Below are 20,560 nucleotides of genomic sequence, written 5' to 3'. Positions count from 1 at the left end.
AATTACTTTAATTAAAAAAGATAAAATCAATGAAGTAATTATATGAAATATAAAATGAATGAATCATAAATAAAGTTCAGGAATGAACTCAATATTTCACTGAGAGGTGTCAAATGAACAGCACACTTTTTCTTACAGGCTTCGGCGTGTACGTATTATTTTTAATTTGGTTAGGCTGGTTTGTCTCGCGTAATCAAAAATCTGGCGAAGATTTCTTATTAGGTGGCCGTGGCCTACCTATGTTCTTAGTACTTGGTACAACAGTAGCGACGATGGTCGGTACGGGTTCAAGTATGGGTGCGGTTGGCTTCGGCTACGCAAATGGCTGGGCAGGTGCTCTGTACGGCATTGGTGGTGCGATAGGCATCCTATTACTTGCACTTTGGTTTGCTCCGGTTCGTAAATTGAACTTCATGACCATGAGTGAAGAGCTGGCTTATTATGTTGGCGCTAACCGCATCGTGAAAAACGTTGTAGGTGTACTGATCTTTGTTGCTTCAATTGGTTGGTTAGGCGCCCACATTCTAGGTGGCGGCATGTACTTAGCGTGGATTGCAGACATCGATCTCAACCTAGCGAAAATCATTATTGCTGCAGCATTCACTATTTACGTGGTGATCGGTGGTTACACTGCGGTTGTGTGGACCGATACCATTCAAGCTATCATCCTTTTTGCTGGCTTCATCTTGATGGCGGTAATGTCAGTTGATTACATCGGCGGCATGGATAACCTTTACGCTGCGATGGACCCTGCTGCTACAAGCTTTTTAGCAATCGATAAACTGGGTCTTCTGCCTGCTGTTTCTCTGGCTGTGGTTATTGGTGTAGGTGTACTGGCGACGCCTTCATTCCGTCAACGTATCTACTCGGGTAAAGACGTATCAACGGTTCGCCGCTCATTTGTTGCATCGGGTGTGTTGTACCTTTTCTTCTCAATCATCCCTGCAATCATCGGTATGGCAGCACATGCCATTGACCCATCATTGGATAACGCGAACTACTCGTTCCCTTATGTTGCTGCAACGGTTCTTCCGGTTGGCGTTGGCATGATTGTTCTTATCGCGGGTCTTTCTGCAACCATGTCGAGCGCAAGTTCAGATGCGATAGCTGGTGTTTCTATCCTACTGCGTGATGTTTACGTGATGTTTACTGGCCGCGTACCAAACAAAGAGTCAATGGTGAACTATTCTCGCTTGGCACTGATTGTGGTGATTGGTTTTGCACTGTTGTTCGCACTAACGTCAAACGACATCATTGGCTACATCACGAAAATGATTTCAACCGTAATGTCGGGCATGTTTGTGTGCGGTATGTTGGGTCGATTCTGGAAACGTTACAACTGGCAGGGTGCGCTTGCTACGCTAGCGGGTGCATCTGTGGCTTCATTTGTCGTAATGCTAAATGCAGACTATACGGCTTTCTGGGGCAACCCTGTGATTCCTTCTTGTCTAGTGGCTCTAACGGCGGGTGTGCTGGTAAGCCTATGTACTCCGGCTAATCAAGTAACACCAGAAATGGCGAAAGCAATCCTTGATGACGAGCGTGCTCTGATGGAAATGGAATTGTCAGACTCAGGTGTGCTTGAAGAAGACGCGTCTTCTCAACGTCCTGCAAATCAAACAAGCTAATCTAAAACGCTCCACAGCTAGTTAGTACAACAAATTCAGTACAACAAGTTGTGGAGTGGTTTAGCTAGCTCAGGCTCTGCTTCTCGGTAGGGCCTTCTTCCCCATTTATCTCTCTATTTTAGGATCTGCTATGCCTGCATCTTCTAACTTCAATATTGCTTTCTTTGGCGAGTGCATGGTCGAAATCAGCGGCTCTCCATTAACCAAAAAATTCGGTGGTGACACACTCAATACCGCACTTTACCTTTCTCGCTTAACTCAACATCAAAACCTCTCTGTTCATTACGCGACAGGTCTTGGCAGTGATGAGCTGTCTCAAAATATGATTGATCGCTGGCAGCTCGAAGGTATTCAAACCAATTTCGTTGAACGCATTGCGAACAAGCTGCCTGGACTCTACATGGTCGAAACCGATGAAACGGGTGAGAGACACTTTCACTACTGGCGCAACGATGCGGCAGTAAAATCTTACTTTCAAATTGATAACTTAAACAAGCAAACCGACAACCTGAATAAGCTTGAAATCGCTCTGACAGAGAAACAAGTCGACGCGGTTTATATTAGCGGTATCAGTATCGCGATTTTAGATGACGCCTCTCGTGAGCGCCTATTCAAAGCCATTAGCGTGTTCTCAAACCAAGGCGGAAAGGTGATTTTTGATAACAACTATCGCCCGCAACTTTGGAGCACCGAGCAAGCTCAACACTGGTACGCCAAGTTACTGCCGCTGGTGGACATTGCCTTGATTACCGAAGACGACGATCTGCTTGTATGGGGTAACTCAGAGAGCGTTCAACAACGCTGCCTGCGTTTGGGGTGCCAAGAGGTCGTCATCAAACGTGGCTGTGAGCCATGCAAGATTGTTCAAGTTGAACAGGGCAACATTGTTGAGAATTATGTCTTAGCGACTCGTGTTTCTAACGTGGTCGACACCTGCGCGGCGGGCGATTCATTCGCCGCGGGTTATTTAGCTGCGCGTCTTACTGGCGAGAGCGCCACCGACGCAGCCGAACTTGGCCACCAACTGGCTTCCATCGTTATTCAATACTCTGGCGCGATCATCCCCGTGAGCGCTATGAGCCAACTGATTAAAAAATAAAATAAAAAGCGGAATTATTATGTCTCAAGAAATGATCAACAAACTTAAGCAATTCAAAGTTATCCCTGTTATCCAAATCAACAAGGTTGAACACGCGATTCCACTGGCAAAAGTGTTGGTAGAAAACGGCCTACCAGTTGCTGAAGTAACATTCCGAACTGAAGCGGCAGCAGACGCGATTCGTGCGATGCGCGATGCGTATCCAGAGATGTGTATCGGTGCCGGCACAGTATTGACGCCAGCGCAGATTGACCTAGCGAAAGAGTCGGGCAGCGAATTCATCGTGGCTCCGGGCCTGAATCCAAACACCGTAAAACGCTGCCAAGAGATCGGCATGCCAATCGTTCCGGGCGTAAACAACCCAAGCCAAGTAGAGCAAGCGCTAGAGCTTGGCCTTAACTTCTTGAAGTTCTTCCCTGCAGAAGCGTCTGGCGGCATCAACATGGTGAAGTCTCTGCTAGCGCCATACGTTGATGTGTCTTTAATGCCAACGGGCGGTATCGGTAAACACAACGTCAATGACTACCTAGCAGTCGATCGCGTGGTGTGCTGTGGTGGTACTTGGATGGTGTCGCCAAAAATGATCGAGAACGAGCAATGGGATGAGATTGCAGTATTGGTTCGTGAAGCGGTCGCTCTTGTTAACGAGCAATAAGCTTTTGAACTAGCGATAACAAGCTTTCGAATCAGAGATAACGAGCAACAGCAGTGGCTGATGGTTCTGTTTTGTGAATCGCCTCCGATAAACAAAACAGAACCATATTTATATAGGAAAACTAATAATGAAAAAAACTATATTATCCCTATTGATTTCAGGTTCAGTAGTGTCCCCAATGGCGTTAGCAATGGCTCCAAATACCGATCTAAATTTAATGCCGTACCCACAAACGGTCGAGCTGCAAGCTGGGCAAGTTAAGGTCGACGGTAACTTCAAGGTTTACATCAAAGGCTTTAATTCTGATCGCGTTGAGTACACGGCGAAACGCTTTATTGATCGCCTTGAGCGTCAGACGGGTGTACCGGTTCTAAATTGGCAGGCGAATAGTGCAGACGAAGCGAACCTGATCATTGATATCGATGCGGCGCCAAAGTCTGAAGTACAGAACATCGACTCTGTAGAGTCCTACAAAATTACCACTCAGGGTGAACAAATCACGCTGAGCTCTCCAAGCCCATACGGCACAATTCACGGCATCGAAACCCTTTTACAGCTCGTTGAAACCACAGCGACTGGCTACCATATTCCTGCCGTCACGATTGTCGATGAGCCTCGTTTCCGCTGGCGTGGTGTTTCTTACGATACTTCACGTCACTTCATTGAATTCGATGTGCTGATTCGTCAGTTAGATGCGATGGCGTCGGCGAAGATGAACGTATTCCATTGGCACTTCTGGGACGACCAAGGTATCCGCATTCAAACCGAATCTTGGCCGCGTTTATGGTCTGAAACCGCTGATGGTAATTACTACACCAAAGACCAAGTTCGCTACTTAGTTGAATACGCGCGTAATCTTGGTATTCGTGTGATTCCTGAGGTCTCTCTTCCGGGTCACTCTTCTGCGGTTGCTCACGCTTACCCGCGTTTGATGTCGGGCGGTGAAGGGCAAAACTACGAGCAAGAAAGAGGGTGGGGCGTGTTTGAACCACTGATGGATCCACTTAACCCTGAAGTCTATGAGATGCTTGGTGATGTGTTTGATGAAGTGACCGAGCTGTTCCCTGATGAGTACTTCCACATTGGTGGCGATGAGCCGAATTATGCACAGTGGAAAAACAGCGAAAAGCACCAACAGTTCATTGAAGAAAACAATATCGATGGCGAGCGTGGTCTGCAGTCTTACCTCAATGTAAAAGTTGAGAAGATGCTCGAAGAGCGCGGTAAGAAGATGACCGGTTGGGATGAGATTTGGCATAAAGATCTGCCAACTTCTATCGTGATTCAAAGCTGGCAAGGGCACGACAGTATTGGTCGTGCGGCGAAAGAGGGCTACCCAGGTATTCTTTCTACGGGTTATTACCTAGATCAACCTCAGCCGACTAGCTACCACTATCGCAATGACCCAATGCCAAGTGGCATCACAGTTGACGATAAGCTGCACAGTGGCGAAAAGTTCGTGACGTATCAATGGGATAAGCCACGTTCAAAAGGCGGCCCACGTAAGGGAACACTGACTATCATTGAAGCGAAAGACGGGACTTTCCGCGCATTCAGTGATTACAACGGCAAGTCTCGCGAAGAGATCTTCATCCTTGACTATGTGCCGGGCAAAACCTTTGTTGGCCACTTCGATAACTTCATGTCGTACACCGAATTCAACCTAAACCTGAATCCAAAGGGTTTTGCTGAAGGCAGCTACCAACTGGTCGGCAATGTACGTTGGCCAACCACAGGTGAAGTGATTGCGAGCAGTGATGTTGAAGGCAGCGTGATTCCTGAACCAGATGGTGGTTACCCTGCAGAATTAACCGACAAAGAAAAAGAGCTGATCTTAGGTGGTGAGATCACCATGTGGCTAGAGAACAAAGATAGCCTCACAGTAGAAAACTACCTATGGCCGCGTAGTTATGCCATTGCAGAGCGTTTCTGGTCTGATGCGGAATTGACGGACGAACGCAGCATGTACAAGCGTATGAAAGCGATGGATACATGGTCTGAAGTGTCGGTTGGACTTCGTCATCATGCGGACGCTGACATGTTGTTGAAGCGTATTGCAAAAGGCCAAGATATCCACGACCTACGCGTGCTTGCCAAGTACACCGAGCCAGCACAGTACTACGCGCGCAACTGGGAGAAGTGGAATTCTACTGAACCTAAGGGCACTTTATACAGCCAATACGAGCGTCTAAATCGCTTTGTTGATGCACTGCCAGTGGAAAGCTACGCTGTGTATGAGATGCAAGATTTGGTCAACGACGTTTCGACGGGTAATCAACAAGCGCTTGAGCAACTCGCTCAGCATTATCAGCAGGCAAAAGCGGCTGCACTCGCGGCTAAAACTGTCTTCGCAGGTAATGTGTCTTCGGTAGAGACTGTGGTAGTCGCAGAGAAAACGGCGGAAGTCGCAGACTTGGCGTTGACCTTGATTGCTAAAGCACAAGCGGGCGAAAAAGTTCGAGCATCAGATGCGAACGCCTACCAAGCGATACTGTTTGAATCAGCGAAGATCTACGACGAATCGATCATCGCGATTGTTCGCCCGACAGAGCTCTTGTTGAAGCAGTTAGCTGAGTAAGCCGTTAACGGATTAGCGAACAAGTTACACGCCAATCAGTGAATAAAAACCGCCCTCTGTGGGCGGTTTTTTAGTTTTAGCTTCTCAATAGAGTGTGAATTCTAAACTCTATGTAAGCGACTGCTTACTATCAATATTCTGTAGCGTTAACGTGAATGTCAGGTAGAAGCTTCCAAGACCAAACGTTTGGTGTCGTCAGTTGGTTCGTGGACAAATAACGACGAGTTAAGCTTTGCAGTAAACGCGTGCTTCTCGTGGTGTATAAATACCAAAAGTTACGGCTGCTAGTAAACCATTCACGAATGTCTCTTGAACTTCAACTTTAGCAACGTTGTCGATACCGTTACATACTTTAGCTGCATCAATTTGCTTTTTCTGCGCTAGACCGTTAATGAAAAAGTGGTGTGACTTTTCAGTTGTTGGTGCTGTTGCTTCGCTCTCTTGAGGGGCCATTACGAAAGTTTGTTGAGCGCAACCTGTTGCTACAAGTGATAGTGCCGCGATGATCATTAATTTTTTCATGTGTATCTCCAGAGATAAAATTCAGCTCACGTTAGTAAGGGTGAACGAGTGTTGTTTGTTTTGAAGGGGGATATCTAGCCTCCTTCGGTTGATGTTGAACATTATTCCAGAGATGATTGGTCGTTACTGTATGGGTTTGTCAGTCGAATCGTTACACAGTGGAAAGGCTATAGTGAATACGGCGCCCTTTAAAGTATTGCTTTGTGCGACTTGTACTGTTGCACCGTGTTGAACACAGATCTTCTTGACGATAGAAAGCCCTAGACCATGGCCACTCTTGGCTTTGTTACGCGCTTTATCTCCAACATAAAAAGGTTCGAATAGGCGAGAACGGTGCTCTTTTGCTACGCCGTCACCGTCGTCATGCACGGCGATTTGTAGCATATCGTGGTGCACGCTTGCTTCTATCGAAATTTGTGAGCGTGCGAATTTCATCGCGTTACGTACTAGGTTATCTAACGCGCGATTGAGCAGCGTATCATCTGCTAATATCAAATGAGGTTGTTCTGGTAGTGATAGATCAATGTTAAACTCAGTCTCTTTGTTCCAACGGCTCATTGCATGATCGAGAAAGTCTCTTATCTCTAATGGCTGTTGCAAGTTCTCTAGATCACAACTGTCGAGTTTTGCGTAATATAGTAACTCATCGACCATTTTTTCCATCTCTTCTGTGTCTTCAACAATGCTCTCGATAGTATCTTGCTGCCCCTCGTTGAGTGGCGTGTCTTTGAGCATTTCAGCCTGCCATTGAATTCTAAATATTGGAGTTCGCAGTTCATGAGCTACCGCATTGGTAAGTGAACGATTACTCTCGATTAAGCTATGGATTCGGTCGGCCATCAGATTAAAGGATTTATTCAGAGTTCCAATTGCACTGCCGCCTGATGTTTCAGCTCGCGAAGAGAGGTCGCCTTCAGAGAAGCGTAATGTGGCATTTTCAAGCTTCTTAACTCTGCGGAAAATAATCAACAGATGACCCAGGCCATATACGATGAAGCTCGCGATAAAGAATACCCAAATGAGGTCATCTTCGAGCTCTATTTTTTGTCGAACGAGCGTGTCGTCGTTGGGCAGGTAATGATAGATGTTTTTACTGTTAGCTAAGCGAAACCATAACTCCCGATAGTCGTCGTGAAAAATAAATACGTTGGGGTTAGCAGTAAAGAACTCAGAAACTGGAGTCGGTACTTCATCATTCGATTTGAATGTGACGAGGGTATAGCGGGAGGTGTCAACAAACTGATTTATGGCTTGATGAGCGGCTTCGAGGCCCTGATTATTCGCTATGTTTTCTAGGAGATGTTGGTGGGCCGTTGCTTCGTAATCTTGCAATATATATTCATAGTCGGTATTGAGCTGATAGACACAAATTTCGTAGGCGAGAAGACCAACAATAAAGCAAGTTAACAGCCCTAGTAGGGACTCCAAATAGATACGTCGCATAATCGCTCTCTTTCATTGCGCCCGTACTGAGCGCGGTTAATGCCAGGCGGTCGAAACAAATAAGTAACCTTTTCCGCGAATGGTTTGAATTTTCTCTGCTGGTGCTTTGTCGTCACCAAGTATTTTTCGCAAACGTACTACTTTGTTGTCAATCGTCCGGTCGATCCCGTCGTACTCGATCCCACGCAGCGTTTGAGTTAAGTAATCACGTGACAGCGGGGTATCAGGGTTGGATGCTAACAGCCAAAGTAAATCAAACTCACTGTCTGTCAGTGATAAAACCGCGCCTGAAAGCTCACACTTTTTATAGGTGTTTTTCAGAATGAGTTGATCAAATTGAAGGGTGCCTGAGTCATCGACTGATGACGTATTGGTTTCCTGTCGGCGCAATAGTGACCGGACTCTTGCTAGCAGAACTCGTGGTTTTATTGGCTTAGTGACATAATCATCGGCCCCTGTCTCTAAACCAGCAACGTGATCAAAATCGTCATCGCTGGCGGTGAGCATTAAGATTCTACCTTTGAAGTGTGTACGTGTCTGTCGGCAGATTGTAAGCCCATCGGTTACAGGAAGCATTAAATCCAACAGCACGATATCAGGTTGGTCGTCAAGGATGGTTTGCACTGCATCACTGCCATCGTCTAACGCGGTGACCTCAAAGTCTTGTGCTACAAAGTAATCCTTTAGCATTTGCTGAAGTTTTAAATCGTCTTCAACGATGATCATTTTAGGTTTTGTCATTCCGTTATCAGCCTTGTTGTGCGTTTAATTTTTTGAAATTACGTGAGTGCGTTTAATTTTGGCGGCTCCTGCTGTTGCATATTAATCACAAATGCGTCAAGAAGAAATTCCTGATGCGAATGATTAAACACTTTCCATGCTAGTTCAATGCCGATTTGTAATTTTTGCAGGGTTTTTCAGCAGGTTAAAAGTGGTGTTTTAGTCTGTTGGCGAAGAAGGCCGGAAATGAGAGCTCTTAATGTCGAGTTTTTAGTTTAATAACAGAAGAGGCAGCCATGAAGCATCTTTTTAAAGAGGTTTCATGGCTGGTTGGAACTTAATTGGATTTTAAGTCAAAAATTAAGGCCTACGGTTTGAACCTAAGCATGCGTATTTATGAGTTCCGAGTTATGATTTTTGGCAAACAGAACAAAATCGTCTAGTGGCATTGGTTTTGCGAAATAGAAGCCTTGTACTTCGTGACACCCTGCGTGGCCTAAAAATTCAAGTTGCTCTTTTTCTTCAATGCCTTCAGCAAGTACATTGAGTGAGAGTTCGGTTGCTAGCTTACAAATCATGCTCAAGATAGCTTGGTCATCGGTGTTGTTAAGTAAGTCCTTTACAAACTCTCGATCTATTTTCAGTCGATCTATAGGGAGTAGCTTCAAATAGCTAAGAGATGAATAACCAGTACCGAAATCATCTAACGCTATTTCAATGTTTAACTTCTTTAAGTCATTCAATACAGCCACGACCTTCGACACATCACCCAACATGGCACTTTCTGTTACTTCTAATTCCAGTAAACTCGGAGAAAGGCCAGTTTTTTCTAAGGTTAGTTGTGTCAGATCTAAAATGTTCTGTTCCGAAAACTGAATGCTCGAAATATTAACGGCAACCTTTACACCTGCAAGCGCTTTATGATTCTGCCACTGTTGGCAATCAGTGGTAGCTTGTTCGAAAATATGAGCCCCCATTGGAATGATTAAATGGGATTGCTCTGCCAGTTCTATAAAAAGGTCAGGCCTTACGAGGTCTCCATTTGGTTTTTTCCAACGCATGAGCGCTTCGGCACCAATGATACGATTGGTCTTTAAGCAAAATTGAGGTTGGTAATAAGGAATAAATTCTCTGTTTTCAATCGCATTGTTTATCTCTTTGATTAACGTTATACGTCTCAACGCAGCATTCGACAGTTCAGGTTGATGCTTAACCGTAATGTCATCGCCTTTTTCCTTGGATACATATAGAGCGATGTTCGCTTGAATGAGCATTTCAGAACTGCTTTGTGCGCCATTTGAACTGCAGGTTGCACCAAGGTTAGCCACTAGTTTTATCTTGTTCTCATCAATGATAATTTCATTTGAAACCACATCAATCAACATAGCAAAAAAAGCATCCGAACCTTGATCGCCATTGTGTTCTTTCGCAGGCACTGCGATACAGAACTTATTTTCATCCAATCGAGCTAGGTTAAAATCAACCATGGTTGTGCATGCGGATAAGCTGTTGGCTAGATGAAGCAAGATTGTGTCCCCAGCTTTATAGCCGAGTGTATTGTTGATATCTCTAAAACGTTTAATATCAATGATTAACACGGTGATGCGTTCATTTTTTTCTTTGTGTTTATTAAGCAACTCATCAAGCGAACGCAAAAACCCAAGACGGTTCGGCAACTTAGTGAGCGAATCATAGTAAGCCAGTGTTTCGATTTCTTTTGTTAATGCTCTGCGTTGCTGCTCTTTATCATAAAGGCTAGAAAAAGCACTTTGTAGTTCCGTTATCTCGTAATATTTTGCTGGTGGTAAAGACGCACTTTCTTCTTTGCCTTGTGCCAATAAACTAAGAGAGCGAGTGATGTTTTTTAACGGAGTCGATACTCGACGAGCGATGGCAAAGTTAATAAACATCACCGTCATAAAGCTGATTATGCTAATAGACATCAAAGATTGATTGATCATCTTTCCATATGTTAGCCATTCATCTACAACTGTATTTACCTCGAGAATCCCTCGTACATCGTTGAGTTCCCAATCGTGTTTAGGCGAGTCGGGGTGGCTATTGTGGCAGTTTACACAAGTTTGGTCATTGAGGCGGTCTGCCCGAGCGACGCGTACTCGGGTTCTGTCTTGCTCTTGTACAAACTCGACGTAGAACTCATCTGGTTTCTTGTTAATCGCTACCCACGCCCGTTGTTGAAATTCGTCAAAAAGCCTACCTTGACGGTTTTTAAAAGGATAAGGGCTGGTAAACGAGGTCGTGATGGTGAGATCTTTATCAGATTTATCAAGCATTTCGATTAAGAAGGTAGCAGGAACCGGAATAGTGTTCTCTAAGGATTGGTGCTGGGTTGTTGCCACGAGTTCTTGACTATCAACAACTTTCTGTATGACATTTGATGAGTAATAGTTACGAATACTATGAAATGTAGTCACGTAGTTCTTTGCATTTTCAACCGACACTTTTTGAACGAAATCTTCAAGGATAACGGTCGATATTAAAGAGAATAGTAAAATACAAGCAAGTGCTATTCCTATGATTGGATAAATAATGGTCCAAGATAGTGAACGCTTCATTGTCTACCTTTATTGATATTTTTAATTGCCTGACACTACGAAGTGGCTTTCCATGTGGCTTGTTGATGATTTGTTAGCATTATATATAATTTTAGAGTGGCTGAATGTAAGCTCGTGTAACTGGTCTTATGAGTTGGTTTGCACTCTGAAGTGAGTGTTTTTAGCAAGGAAAGGGGGCGAGGATATAGATGAAATACATTCCATTACATAGTTACGACAGATAATTTAATTGTTAACCAATAGAATTTCTCCAATCAAAATTTTGGGGAATAATGGTATGAAGTACTATCGAAATACGTTGCTAGCGTTACCTTTGGCTCTCTTGGCTGGCTGTAATTCAAGTTCAAACACGGGACAATCAACCACCATTTCGCAAAAGGAACCGAAGGCTGACTACGTATTTTCTTCAGCTAAACTTGGTGAGTTGTATCAAGAGAGGCAAGAGCTCCAAGAAGAGGCTATGAAGCTCTCTTACGATGGTATTTTGTATGAAAAAATTCAGTTTGCTGAAGACATTAGTGATAAGCAAAAAGTGATTAGGCTTTTGGATGGCTTAGGTCAAAGTGTTGATCTGTACTTTCCTGAAGCTGGGTTTGATAGTTGTGGTATTTATACAGAGAGCAAGGGCTTGGATCTATTTGATTGTGATGCAGCACAACGCTTTACTTCTAGTGATACTACGTCAATAAAAGCAATGACGAAGGATAAAAAAGTCTCCGTTAATCTTGAATACCAAAACGAGTTGTCGCAATACGTGACGAGCCTAGGTTCGACGATTCTGAGTAAATCCAAAAATGGTAATAAAGTCACCATTACCACATCGTTTGCCTTCAACGCTTTTTACCGCGATGTGCTCAACGAGACTGGCGCTGTTGAACGGATTACTTCCACTCTAGGCGCATCAACCTATTCTCAGCTTTTTGATATCGTGAAGTTATACCGAGGCAGTGAGATGACGTTGAAGTTCACTAACCATATCGGTGGCAGTGCTGATGATGAAATCAACATGTACACCGGGCGCATGATCAATAACAACAAGATGACGACGGTTGTGACTCCAACGGGTTCGGTTTTCTCGGGTGGTACGGATCTATTCGCTGCTGGCAACCCACGTATTTTGCAACGCGCTGATACTACTAAGGCCATTGAGCTGAATAAGCAGGTGGGTGTGCATAGTTGGGCTGAAGGGGATAAAACGGCCAAAGAATTCCCATACACCGACGTGGGTCATCGTAGACAAGCGACCTATTTTCAAAAGGTGATGGGAGAGAAAGGGATCGATTTCTATATCTTCACTTTAGATTCTGCACCTGCTGCTGGTGAGCACTGGATGACCAAAGCAGACTCTGATAAGTACGGTTTCATTACACGTATTGAGTAGTCAAAGAAAGTAGCAATAACGACTCCGCAAAGGTTGATGATGGCTCTGTCATTATCGGCCTTTTTTTGTGCCTATTGTTTCTGCATTGGCTCCGGGTTGTTAGGCTAGTGGTTCCATCGCTCGAATTGGACTTTTTGCTATCGGTAGAATTCATTGGTTAGGTTGCCACATCGGAATGGTGAATAAATTCTTCATTTAACACTCATGTAACAATTAATTCCCGCAGATCGCGTGATAAGAATGTGTAATCACGGCACTTTTTTGTCGATAGAATTTATTATCCGCAGCCTTACTCGCCGATAGGTTTCTATAATCTAACGATGTAAGGAGCATGTGAATGACTAATAAGGACGATCATTTATGCAGTTACTGGCAGGCACTCTGACACACTACGCTAACCCTCAAGCACGCCCTGAATTGGAATACTCGAGTGAGCAGCGTGACATTTTAAGTGTCGCGAACTCTCAACAAGCGATTAAAGATATTTCTCAATGGCCTGGCTACTCTGTTACTCCTTTGCATGAGCTGAATGCAATCTCTGCTGAGATCGGCGTAAACAAGTTTTGGTACAAAGATGAATCGCAGCGTTTTGGCCTGAAGAGTTTTAAAGCACTGGGTGGCGCTTATGCTGTTGCTCGTCAGCTTCAGATTGAGATTGCCAATCGCTATGGGAAGAACCCGACCATCAGTGAGTTGCTCAACGGGGAGTGGAAATCAGAAGTGGCTGAAATCGTTGTCAGCTGTGCGACAGACGGAAACCATGGTCGCTCCGTCGCATGGGGTGCACAAATGTTTGGTTGTGGTTGTGTTATTTACATTCACCGTGACGTATCGGAAGTCCGCAAGCAAGCGATGGAAGCGTTCGGTGCAGAAGTGGTACGCATTACCGGTAACTACGATGAATCTGTTCGTTTGGCCGACTCAGAAGCTAAAGCGCAAAATCGCGTGATTGTTTCGGACACCTCTTACGAAGGTTATATGGAAATCCCTAAAGACGTTGCTTTGGGCTACACCGTGATGTTGGCTGAAATTGTCGAGCAACTTGATGGTGAAATCCCAACCCATGTCTTTGTACAAGGGGGAGTGGGTGGTCTAGCTTCAGCTGTTTGCGGCTACTTCTGGGATCTGTGGGGCGCCGATCGCCCACGCTTTGTAATTGTCGAACCTGAGCAGGCTAACTGCTTACAGAAGAGTGCTCAAGCGGGAAAACCTATCGTGGTTACGGGCGACCTAGAGACGCTGATGGCCGGTTTGGCATGTGGTGAAGTTTCAAGCTTAGCGTGGACGATTCTACAAAATGGCGCTGATGACTTTATGACGTTGAGTGAAGAAGCTATTCCGCAATCGATGCGCATGTTGGCGAGTGGTGAAAAAACGGAAGTAGCGATAGAGGGCGGGGAATCTGCAGTCCCAGGTTTTGCCGCAGCGATCATCGCCAAGCAAGCTCCGAACTTCGCTGAAAAATTGAATTTGACTCAAGACAGTCGAGTGTTGGTTATTGGTACTGAAGGGGCAACCGACCCGGATCTCTACCAACAGATCATCGACAATAAAATCTAATAGCGAAAAGTAAATAGCTAATAGCTAATAGCTAATCGCGAACAACGAATAATAAAGTAAGCCCCAAGGTTGGCGGTATGTAAGGTTTCTTCATACCGTCTTTTTTTCCTCTCTTTTTTGACTTCATTTCACGACACGCCTTGCTTTCTAATCGCACTGGTCATCAATCGATCTGGTTAATCAATCGCGCTGCTCATCAATTGGAATCGTCAGCCCCACCTTGACGTTATCCATCACCACATTGGTTTGAAAGCTCTTGATATTGGCATTGTCGAAGAAGGCTTCACGAGTAAAGTTGTCGTAACCTTCCATATCCGCTGCAGTAACAATCATGATGAAATCTGAACTGCCGGTTACGTAATAGCATTGCTGTACTGAGCGGTTCGAACTCATCTCTTTTTTGAAGTTGTGCATCAAATCCACACGTTCACGCTCTAGCGTTACCTGAACGATAAACGTCATTCCATGGCCGACTGCTTTTGGGTTGATCACGGAGACATCAGCTTGAATGACACCTTGCGCTCTCATGCGTTTTAAACGGCGCTGAACAGCAGCAGGAGAGAGCCCGACCTTTTCTGCAATCTTGTCAGAGGTAGCTCTGTTTGAGTCTTGTACGATGTTGAGGATCTTCTTGTCGAAACTGTCGACCACCAATGCAGGTTGCTGTGTCATACCCATACTTCCCAATATCTGTTTGTAAATTAATTGTTTCTTTTGAACCAGTGTGTGATCGAGTTAAAGGTATTTAGCCTTAACATTTAGACCTCAATGAGCGAGAACAAAAAACCACTATAACGCAGAAAAAATGCGGAATTTCTGCACAACAAGGTCATCATTTAATGATAATCCTTAAAGTTATCGGTGCATTATTAATCTTGTGAACGAAATGTAAAGATCAAATCGACAGAGTTTGAAAATTATATGAAACATGTTGTTAACATCCTTTGGGCGATGTTAACTCTCGCTCAAGGAGTTGGAAAGTATGAAATCTGCAACCGCTACTTTACAGTTTGAATTAGAAAAATTGGCACCAGCAGGACGCGTCGGTGTGATTGCGTTAGCGACAGATTTCAATATTGAGCGTGATTTAAACGCGTTGTATCCAAACGATGTGCAATCGTTCACCAGCCGCCTGAGAAACTACAATCCATTGACGATAGAGAACCTGCGTAAGATGGAGCCGGGAATCGCTGCTTGCGCCGATACCATCTTACCGGGTACTGAATTAGATGTGGTGATCTACGCTTGTACCTCTGGCACTGTAGCGATTGGCAGCGAACGCATTACGCAGCTTATTCATCAGTCTCGCCCAAACGCTGCGGTAACGAATCCGGTGACCGCTGCCTTAGCGGCTTTCGACAGCTTTAAAGCGAAGCGTATCTCGGTACTAACGCCTTATACCGAAGCCGTAAATAAAGACGTGGCGGCATTTTTTGAATCACAAGGCATTGAGGTGTTGAGCATCGCAGGCTTTGGTTTTGAAGATGACACCGCGATGACGTTCATTTCTCCAATGGACATCAAACACGCCGCACTACAAGTCTGTGACCCTGATGCTGACCTTCTGTTTATCTCTTGCACTGCGTTGCGAGCTGCATCCGTTGTTGAATCCATTGAAGCGCAACTAGATAAGCCCGTCGTGAGCAGTAATCAGGTATTGGCTTGGCACTCGCTTCAGTTGATGAACTACCCCATACCCATTAAAGGCTTTGGTGCACTGCTAGCGCACCATCTCCAGCCATCCTCAGATAATTGCCAAAGGTCGCAGTCGTTGTAACGACCTTTGATTGAGGCTGCTCGCTTTGCGTCTACATTCAGCAGCCAAGCTAACTCCATATTTAACGTTAATACAAAGAATGACACTTTGGGAACACTACTATGCCGTCTACTTTTTCGATAAAACCAGACCAACTGTCTTCACAGCTTATCCAGAACATGACGGAATGGCGTCAACATTTACACCGCTTTCCTGAGTGTGGCTTTGACGTGAATCTGACCTCTGATTTCATCGCCAGTAAGCTTGAGATCTTTGGTATTGAAGTGGTACGTAACATCGGTAAAACAGGATTAGTAGGGATACTTCGTTCTGGATCAAGTGACGCGAGTATTGGCCTAAGAGCTGACATGGATGCTTTACATATTCATGAACAAAACAGCTTTTCGCATTGCTCACAACACGATGGAAAGATGCACGCCTGTGGACACGATGGACACTCTGCAATGTTGCTTGGCGCAGCAAGCTATTTGGCCGAAAACTTATTGTCAGGGAACTCAACCTTCGATGGCACGGTGTATTTCATTTTTCAACCCGATGAGGAGCATGGTTGTGGCGCGCAAGCGATGATTGATGATGGCTTGTTTGAGCGATTCTCGATTGATGAAGTATACGGCGTTCACAACTTCCCCGGTCTAGCGGAAGGTGAATTGATGGTTCGCCCCGGATCATTAATGGCCAGTGAGAGTAGCTTTGAGATCACCATCAATGGTGTGGGTGGACATGCTGCTCTGCCGCATCAAGGGGTCGATCCTCTCGTCGTTGGCTCGCAAGTCATTCTTGGTCTGCAAACCATCGTGTCTCGTAATCTCAGTGCGATTCACGACACGGCTGTAGTCTCTGCCACCGAATTTATTACCGATGGCACGGTCAACGTCATCCCGACTCAAGTAGTCATTAAAGGCGATTGTCGCTGCTTCACTGAATCTTCCCTCGATCGAATCAAGCAAAGCATGGAGCGAATCGTGGCGGGCATTTGTCAGGCAGCAGGCGCGACTTACGACTTCGAGTTTATCAATACCTTCTACCCAACCATCAACAGCGAGCAACAAACCCAATATTCGGTTGCCGCCGCGCAGAAGGTGCTTGGTGTAGAGAACGTTAATGAGGCCTGTGACCCACTGACAATTTCGGAAGATTTCTCAAGCATGTTGCGCGTTAAACCGGGCTGCTATGTGCTGTTGGGTAATGGCACGGAATCGGTCGGTGGTTGCGCACTGCATAACCCGAAATACGACTTTAATGACGGCATCTTAAATCTCGGTGCGAGTTACTGGATTCAGTTGGTGAACGATCGTTTAGCAAGGTCAATTTAGAAATTCTTATTTAGAAACAATGAATTAGAAGTAAATCAATGAGAAGTAACAACTCAATTAGAAGCAATAAGTCAATTTGAAGTAACAAGTATAGAAACAGATTCAGCAGTGACGTATTTGGCACTGCAAGATGGCTGACTTTAAACGGAGTTTATTGTCGACACAGCCAAAACTGAAGCGCGTGAAGTGACCAAGGTCATCAGCGTGTAATTAGGATAATAAAAGGAAAGACAGGATGAAACGATTAGGCGTAGCACTGCTAAGTTTGAGCATGGTTTTTGGCGTTCATGCCGAAACATGGAAGTTTGCTTCAGAAGAGGACAAAACAGACGTTCAAGACATCTATGCGCAAAAATTTGCGGAAGTAATCAAGAAGGAATCTGATGGCGACATCCGTGTTCGCATCTATTACTACGGCCAACTGGGTACAGAAAACGACATCGTAGAGCTGGCTGCTAAGGGCACGATTCAATTTGTGTCGGTAGGCGCGGGTCACTTAGGGTCTTACGTACCTGAAGTTCAAGCGGTGAGCTTACCGTATGTTCTTGGTACTAACGAAGCGATCACGCATAAGGTCTTAACGGAAAGTCCAACCATCTACAACAAGCTGGCACCTAAGTTTGAGAGCGTAAACTTAAAGCTGTTGTCGATGATGTCTGAAGGTGAAATGGTTTGGGGCGGCAATAAACCTATCCGTACACCTGAAGATTTTGCGAACCAGAAAATCCGAACTTTCACTTCAACCATTCCTGTTGAAACCTACAAAGCGTTTGGTGCAACACCTACTCCTCTTTCTTGGGGTGAAGTGTACGGTTCATTACAACTTAAGACCATCGATAGCATGGTTAACCCGATTTACTTCATCTACAACGCGAAGTGGCATGAGGTTCAAGACTACCTAATGTTCCCAGGTCAGCAACCCTATGTGAGCACGGTTTCGACCAATAGCAAGTGGTACAACGGCCTGTCGAAAGAGAAGCAAGCGATGGTCGACAAAGCAATTACAGCGGCAGACCAAGCGGCTTACGACTATCAGGTACGCATCAACAAAGAGAACATGGACAAGATCTTAAAAGAGCGTCCAGACATGCAAGTGGTTGTGTTAACTGAGGAAGAGCGTGAACGCTTCAAGGTCCTCAGTCAAAAGCTGCACACGACTTACTATGACGTGGTAGCAAATGCCTACCCTGCCGGTGAGCAAAGTGAAGCGCGTGAGGGTGCGAAAACCATTCTCGAAGAAATCCTAGATGAAGTGAAGGCTGCTTCAGCGACGCAATAGAAAGCGTTGTCAGGATGAATGCTATCCGCTGTTTATTGGCAGCGGTTAGCTTATCCCCACCTTCTCCAAATTGTGGCAATGGACCCCTGTCACTGAACGAAGTATGGAGCACTGCCTGTTATGAAAGAACTGCTACATAAAATAAGCGTCGCGACAGAAAAGCTAGAACGCTTTTTGATCACAGCCGCTATTCTCGCGATGATGATCAACTCCACCGCCAATGCGATTGGGCGATATGCCTTCAATAAAAGCCTGTTCTTCTCAGAAGAGCTTAACCAATTTCTTATTGTCTCAGTGACCTTTATTGGCTTCGCCTATGCCGTCCGCCAAGGTCGAAATATCCGCATGACTGCGGTGTACGATTCACTGAGTTTCAAAGCCCAGAAGGTGCTCACCACCGTGATTGCATTGTTGACTGGGATGTTGATGTTTTACCTCGCTTATCACGCCTTCCTGTATGTCCAAGAGTTGAAGTCAATCAACCGACTTAGCCCAGCGCTGCAGTTTCCGGTGTATTGGGTCTACTCCATTATTCCAATCGGCTTTGCCATAGCAGGGCTGCAATACAGCATGAGTTTTTTGATGAACTTGCTGCATAAAGAAATCTACGTGTCATTCGATGTCATAGAGAATAAACATAACAACGTGGGTGAATTCGAATGAGTGATATTGCACAATTTTTCTCGGACATTATTGCCGGCGAATTAGATATTTATGTCATCACATTTACTCTTGTTTCTGTGATGGTGATTTTGCTGTTTTTGAGCTTCCCAATGATCGTTCCGTTAGCGGTTGGAGCTTTAATTGGCTTGATTCATTTCTCTCAGGTAGAGCCGGGAGTACTGATTCAGCAGATGGTTACGGGCATCTCGCCTAACGCATTGATTGCGGTACCCATGTTTATCTTGGCGGCTGATATCATGACGCGTGGACACACGGCCTATAACTTACTTGGTTTAATCCAAGCGTTTGTCGGGCATCTGCGTGGTGGGTTACCGATTACGACGTGTATCAGCTGTACTTTATTTGGTTCTGTTTCCGGTTCGACCCAAGCGACCGTGGTGTCGGTTGGCCAAATCATGCGTCCGAAACTACTCCAAGCAGGCTACAAAGACAGCTTTGTGATGGCGCTGATCATCAATGCCAGTGATATCGCGTTTCTTATCCCACCGAGTATCGGTTTGATTCTTTACGGAACCTTAGCCAACGCCAGTGTAGGGGAGTTGTTTATTGCTGGTATTGGCCCAGGTTTAGTACTCGCGAGCCTGTTCTCTTTGTACAGCTATGCCTACAGCGTGAAACACAGCGACACCATCACTTTGGTTGAAAAAGCCAACACAGCAGAACGTATTGAAGCGATTAAGAAAGCGATTCTTCCTCTTGGTTTCCCTGCTTTGATTATCGGTGGTATATATTCGGGCATTGTCACGCCAACCGAAGCGGCTTCATTCGCTGTGTTGTATGCGATCATCGTTGAGTGCATTTTCTATCGCAAACTTGGCGTAAAAGACATCTGCGATGCGGCGTTAAATACCGGCTTGATTACCGCGGTTGTCTTTGTGCTGGTGGGTGTTGGTCAGGCGTTCTCTTGGTACATCTCGTTTGAACAAATCCCTCAAGAGTTGTTGGCTCCTCTCAATCTAGAAGATGCTTCTCCCGAGTTCATCCTGTTTGTTATCGCACTGACTTTCTTTGTTGGTTGCATGTTCGTAGATTCATTGGTGGTGCTGCTTATCTTGACGCCCATCTTCATGCCGATTGTTGATGCAGCAGGCATCGATCCAATCTTGGTCGGAGTGATGGTCACGCTACAAATGGCGATTGGGTCGGCAACGCCTCCATTCGGTTGTGACATCTTTACCGCAATTGCGATTTTCGAGCGTCCTTATATGGAAGTCATCCGCGGAACATTGCCGTTTTTCCTCATCTTGATATTGATGTCTGCTTTGTTGATTTTCTTCCCAAGCATCGCTCTGTTGCCAAGAGACATCTTATTCAATTAATCCGTCGAGTTACCCTTATTCAATCA

General features: G+C 45.2%; 16 protein-coding genes. 11 read left to right on the top strand and 5 right to left on the bottom strand.

Going from position 1 to position 20,560, the window contains the following annotated elements:
- The first annotated feature begins 113 nt into the window (after positions 1–113).
- From AB4232_RS10835 to AB4232_RS10820, 4 genes are all read left to right on the top strand, one after another.
- Positions 114–1,628: a sodium:solute symporter family protein gene (locus AB4232_RS10835; RefSeq protein ID WP_102447303.1), complete on the top strand. Its 1,515-nt coding sequence runs from the start codon at positions 114–116 to the stop codon at positions 1,626–1,628.
- A gap of 130 nt (positions 1,629–1,758) precedes the next feature.
- The gene (locus AB4232_RS10830) at positions 1,759–2,727 is read left to right on the top strand and encodes a sugar kinase (RefSeq protein ID WP_372087104.1); all 969 of its coding nucleotides are present in this window, start codon (positions 1,759–1,761) and stop codon (positions 2,725–2,727) included.
- A 19-nt stretch (positions 2,728–2,746) separates the two neighbouring features.
- Positions 2,747–3,382: a bifunctional 4-hydroxy-2-oxoglutarate aldolase/2-dehydro-3-deoxy-phosphogluconate aldolase gene (locus tag AB4232_RS10825; protein WP_017084927.1), complete on the top strand. Its 636-nt coding sequence runs from the start codon at positions 2,747–2,749 to the stop codon at positions 3,380–3,382.
- Between the two features lie 127 nt (positions 3,383–3,509).
- Positions 3,510–5,960 carry a family 20 glycosylhydrolase gene (locus AB4232_RS10820; RefSeq protein ID WP_372087103.1) on the top strand — a complete coding sequence of 817 codons (2,451 nt, stop codon included), beginning with the start codon at positions 3,510–3,512 and terminating at the stop codon, positions 5,958–5,960.
- A 225-nt stretch (positions 5,961–6,185) separates the two neighbouring features.
- Here AB4232_RS10820 and AB4232_RS10815 read toward each other — a convergent pair whose 3' ends face one another.
- The 4 genes from AB4232_RS10815 to AB4232_RS10800 all read right to left on the bottom strand — a co-directional run bounded on the left by AB4232_RS10815 (position 6,186) and on the right by AB4232_RS10800 (position 11,221).
- Positions 6,186–6,482 (bottom strand): Bor family protein, encoded by a 297-nt coding sequence (locus AB4232_RS10815; RefSeq protein ID WP_017097222.1) that lies wholly within the window; start codon positions 6,480–6,482, stop codon positions 6,186–6,188.
- A gap of 123 nt (positions 6,483–6,605) precedes the next feature.
- Positions 6,606–7,925, bottom strand: a complete 1,320-nt coding sequence (locus tag AB4232_RS10810; RefSeq protein WP_372087102.1) for an ATP-binding protein — start codon at positions 7,923–7,925, stop codon at positions 6,606–6,608.
- Positions 7,926–7,961: 36 nt separating this feature from the next.
- Complete coding sequence (locus AB4232_RS10805; protein ID WP_372087101.1) at positions 7,962–8,666, bottom strand: response regulator; 705 nt, start codon at positions 8,664–8,666, stop codon at positions 7,962–7,964.
- 359 nt (positions 8,667–9,025) lie between these two features.
- Positions 9,026–11,221, bottom strand: a complete 2,196-nt coding sequence (locus AB4232_RS10800) for an EAL domain-containing protein (RefSeq protein ID WP_372087100.1) — start codon at positions 11,219–11,221, stop codon at positions 9,026–9,028.
- 277 nt (positions 11,222–11,498) lie between these two features.
- Here AB4232_RS10800 and AB4232_RS10795 point away from each other — a divergent pair, with 277 nt between their 5' ends.
- Positions 11,499–12,602 carry an alpha/beta hydrolase gene (locus AB4232_RS10795; protein WP_372087099.1) on the top strand — a complete coding sequence of 368 codons (1,104 nt, stop codon included), beginning with the start codon at positions 11,499–11,501 and terminating at the stop codon, positions 12,600–12,602.
- Positions 12,603–12,962: 360 nt separating this feature from the next.
- Complete coding sequence (locus AB4232_RS10790) at positions 12,963–14,162, top strand: diaminopropionate ammonia-lyase (RefSeq protein WP_372087098.1); 1,200 nt, start codon at positions 12,963–12,965, stop codon at positions 14,160–14,162.
- Between the two features lie 180 nt (positions 14,163–14,342).
- On the opposite strand, the gene AB4232_RS10785 is transcribed toward AB4232_RS10790, so the two are convergent.
- Positions 14,343–14,834: an Lrp/AsnC family transcriptional regulator gene (locus AB4232_RS10785; protein WP_004732456.1), complete on the bottom strand. Its 492-nt coding sequence runs from the start codon at positions 14,832–14,834 to the stop codon at positions 14,343–14,345.
- Between the two features lie 310 nt (positions 14,835–15,144).
- On the opposite strand from AB4232_RS10785, the gene AB4232_RS10780 reads away from it, so the two are divergent.
- From AB4232_RS10780 to AB4232_RS10760, 5 genes are all read left to right on the top strand, one after another.
- The gene (locus AB4232_RS10780; protein WP_372087097.1) at positions 15,145–15,939 is read left to right on the top strand and encodes an Asp/Glu racemase; all 795 of its coding nucleotides are present in this window, start codon (positions 15,145–15,147) and stop codon (positions 15,937–15,939) included.
- Between the two features lie 101 nt (positions 15,940–16,040).
- Positions 16,041–17,252, top strand: a complete 1,212-nt coding sequence (locus AB4232_RS10775) for a M20 aminoacylase family protein (protein ID WP_372087096.1) — start codon at positions 16,041–16,043, stop codon at positions 17,250–17,252.
- A gap of 235 nt (positions 17,253–17,487) precedes the next feature.
- Positions 17,488–18,531 carry a TRAP transporter substrate-binding protein DctP gene (gene dctP / locus AB4232_RS10770; protein WP_004732448.1) on the top strand — a complete coding sequence of 348 codons (1,044 nt, stop codon included), beginning with the start codon at positions 17,488–17,490 and terminating at the stop codon, positions 18,529–18,531.
- Between the two features lie 120 nt (positions 18,532–18,651).
- A complete protein-coding gene (locus AB4232_RS10765; protein ID WP_102502661.1) occupies positions 18,652–19,194 on the top strand; it encodes a TRAP transporter small permease in 543 nt (180 codons plus the stop codon).
- Positions 19,191–20,534: a TRAP transporter large permease gene (locus AB4232_RS10760; RefSeq protein ID WP_372087095.1), complete on the top strand. Its 1,344-nt coding sequence runs from the start codon at positions 19,191–19,193 to the stop codon at positions 20,532–20,534. The genes AB4232_RS10765 and AB4232_RS10760 overlap by 4 nt, the downstream gene beginning before the upstream one ends.
- Positions 20,535–20,560: the final 26 nt, after the last annotated feature.

Origin of the sequence: Vibrio sp. 10N.286.46.A8 (assembly GCF_041470165.1) — a bacterium.
Lineage (GTDB): Bacteria > Pseudomonadota > Gammaproteobacteria > Enterobacterales > Vibrionaceae > Vibrio > Vibrio tasmaniensis_A.
Note: the sequence above shows the minus strand (reverse complement) of the source record. Positions and strands in the feature narration are given on the sequence as shown.

Excerpts from the sequence above, each read along its gene's own strand:
- AB4232_RS10835 (WP_102447303.1), top strand. The coding sequence starts at position 114 with ATGAACAGCACACTTTTTCTTACAGGCTTCGGCGTGTACGTATTATTT.
- AB4232_RS10830 (WP_372087104.1), top strand. The coding sequence starts at position 1,759 with ATGCCTGCATCTTCTAACTTCAATATTGCTTTCTTTGGCGAGTGCATG.
- AB4232_RS10825 (WP_017084927.1), top strand. The coding sequence starts at position 2,747 with ATGTCTCAAGAAATGATCAACAAACTTAAGCAATTCAAAGTTATCCCT.
- AB4232_RS10820 (WP_372087103.1), top strand. The coding sequence starts at position 3,510 with ATGAAAAAAACTATATTATCCCTATTGATTTCAGGTTCAGTAGTGTCC.
- AB4232_RS10815 (WP_017097222.1), bottom strand. The coding sequence starts at position 6,482 with ATGAAAAAATTAATGATCATCGCGGCACTATCACTTGTAGCAACAGGT.
- AB4232_RS10810 (WP_372087102.1), bottom strand. The coding sequence starts at position 7,925 with ATGCGACGTATCTATTTGGAGTCCCTACTAGGGCTGTTAACTTGCTTT.
- AB4232_RS10805 (WP_372087101.1), bottom strand. The coding sequence starts at position 8,666 with ATGACAAAACCTAAAATGATCATCGTTGAAGACGATTTAAAACTTCAG.
- AB4232_RS10800 (WP_372087100.1), bottom strand. The coding sequence starts at position 11,221 with ATGAAGCGTTCACTATCTTGGACCATTATTTATCCAATCATAGGAATA.
- AB4232_RS10795 (WP_372087099.1), top strand. The coding sequence starts at position 11,499 with ATGAAGTACTATCGAAATACGTTGCTAGCGTTACCTTTGGCTCTCTTG.
- AB4232_RS10790 (WP_372087098.1), top strand. The coding sequence starts at position 12,963 with ATGCAGTTACTGGCAGGCACTCTGACACACTACGCTAACCCTCAAGCA.
- AB4232_RS10785 (WP_004732456.1), bottom strand. The coding sequence starts at position 14,834 with ATGACACAGCAACCTGCATTGGTGGTCGACAGTTTCGACAAGAAGATC.
- AB4232_RS10780 (WP_372087097.1), top strand. The coding sequence starts at position 15,145 with ATGAAATCTGCAACCGCTACTTTACAGTTTGAATTAGAAAAATTGGCA.
- AB4232_RS10775 (WP_372087096.1), top strand. The coding sequence starts at position 16,041 with ATGCCGTCTACTTTTTCGATAAAACCAGACCAACTGTCTTCACAGCTT.
- dctP (WP_004732448.1), top strand. The coding sequence starts at position 17,488 with ATGAAACGATTAGGCGTAGCACTGCTAAGTTTGAGCATGGTTTTTGGC.
- AB4232_RS10765 (WP_102502661.1), top strand. The coding sequence starts at position 18,652 with ATGAAAGAACTGCTACATAAAATAAGCGTCGCGACAGAAAAGCTAGAA.
- AB4232_RS10760 (WP_372087095.1), top strand. The coding sequence starts at position 19,191 with ATGAGTGATATTGCACAATTTTTCTCGGACATTATTGCCGGCGAATTA.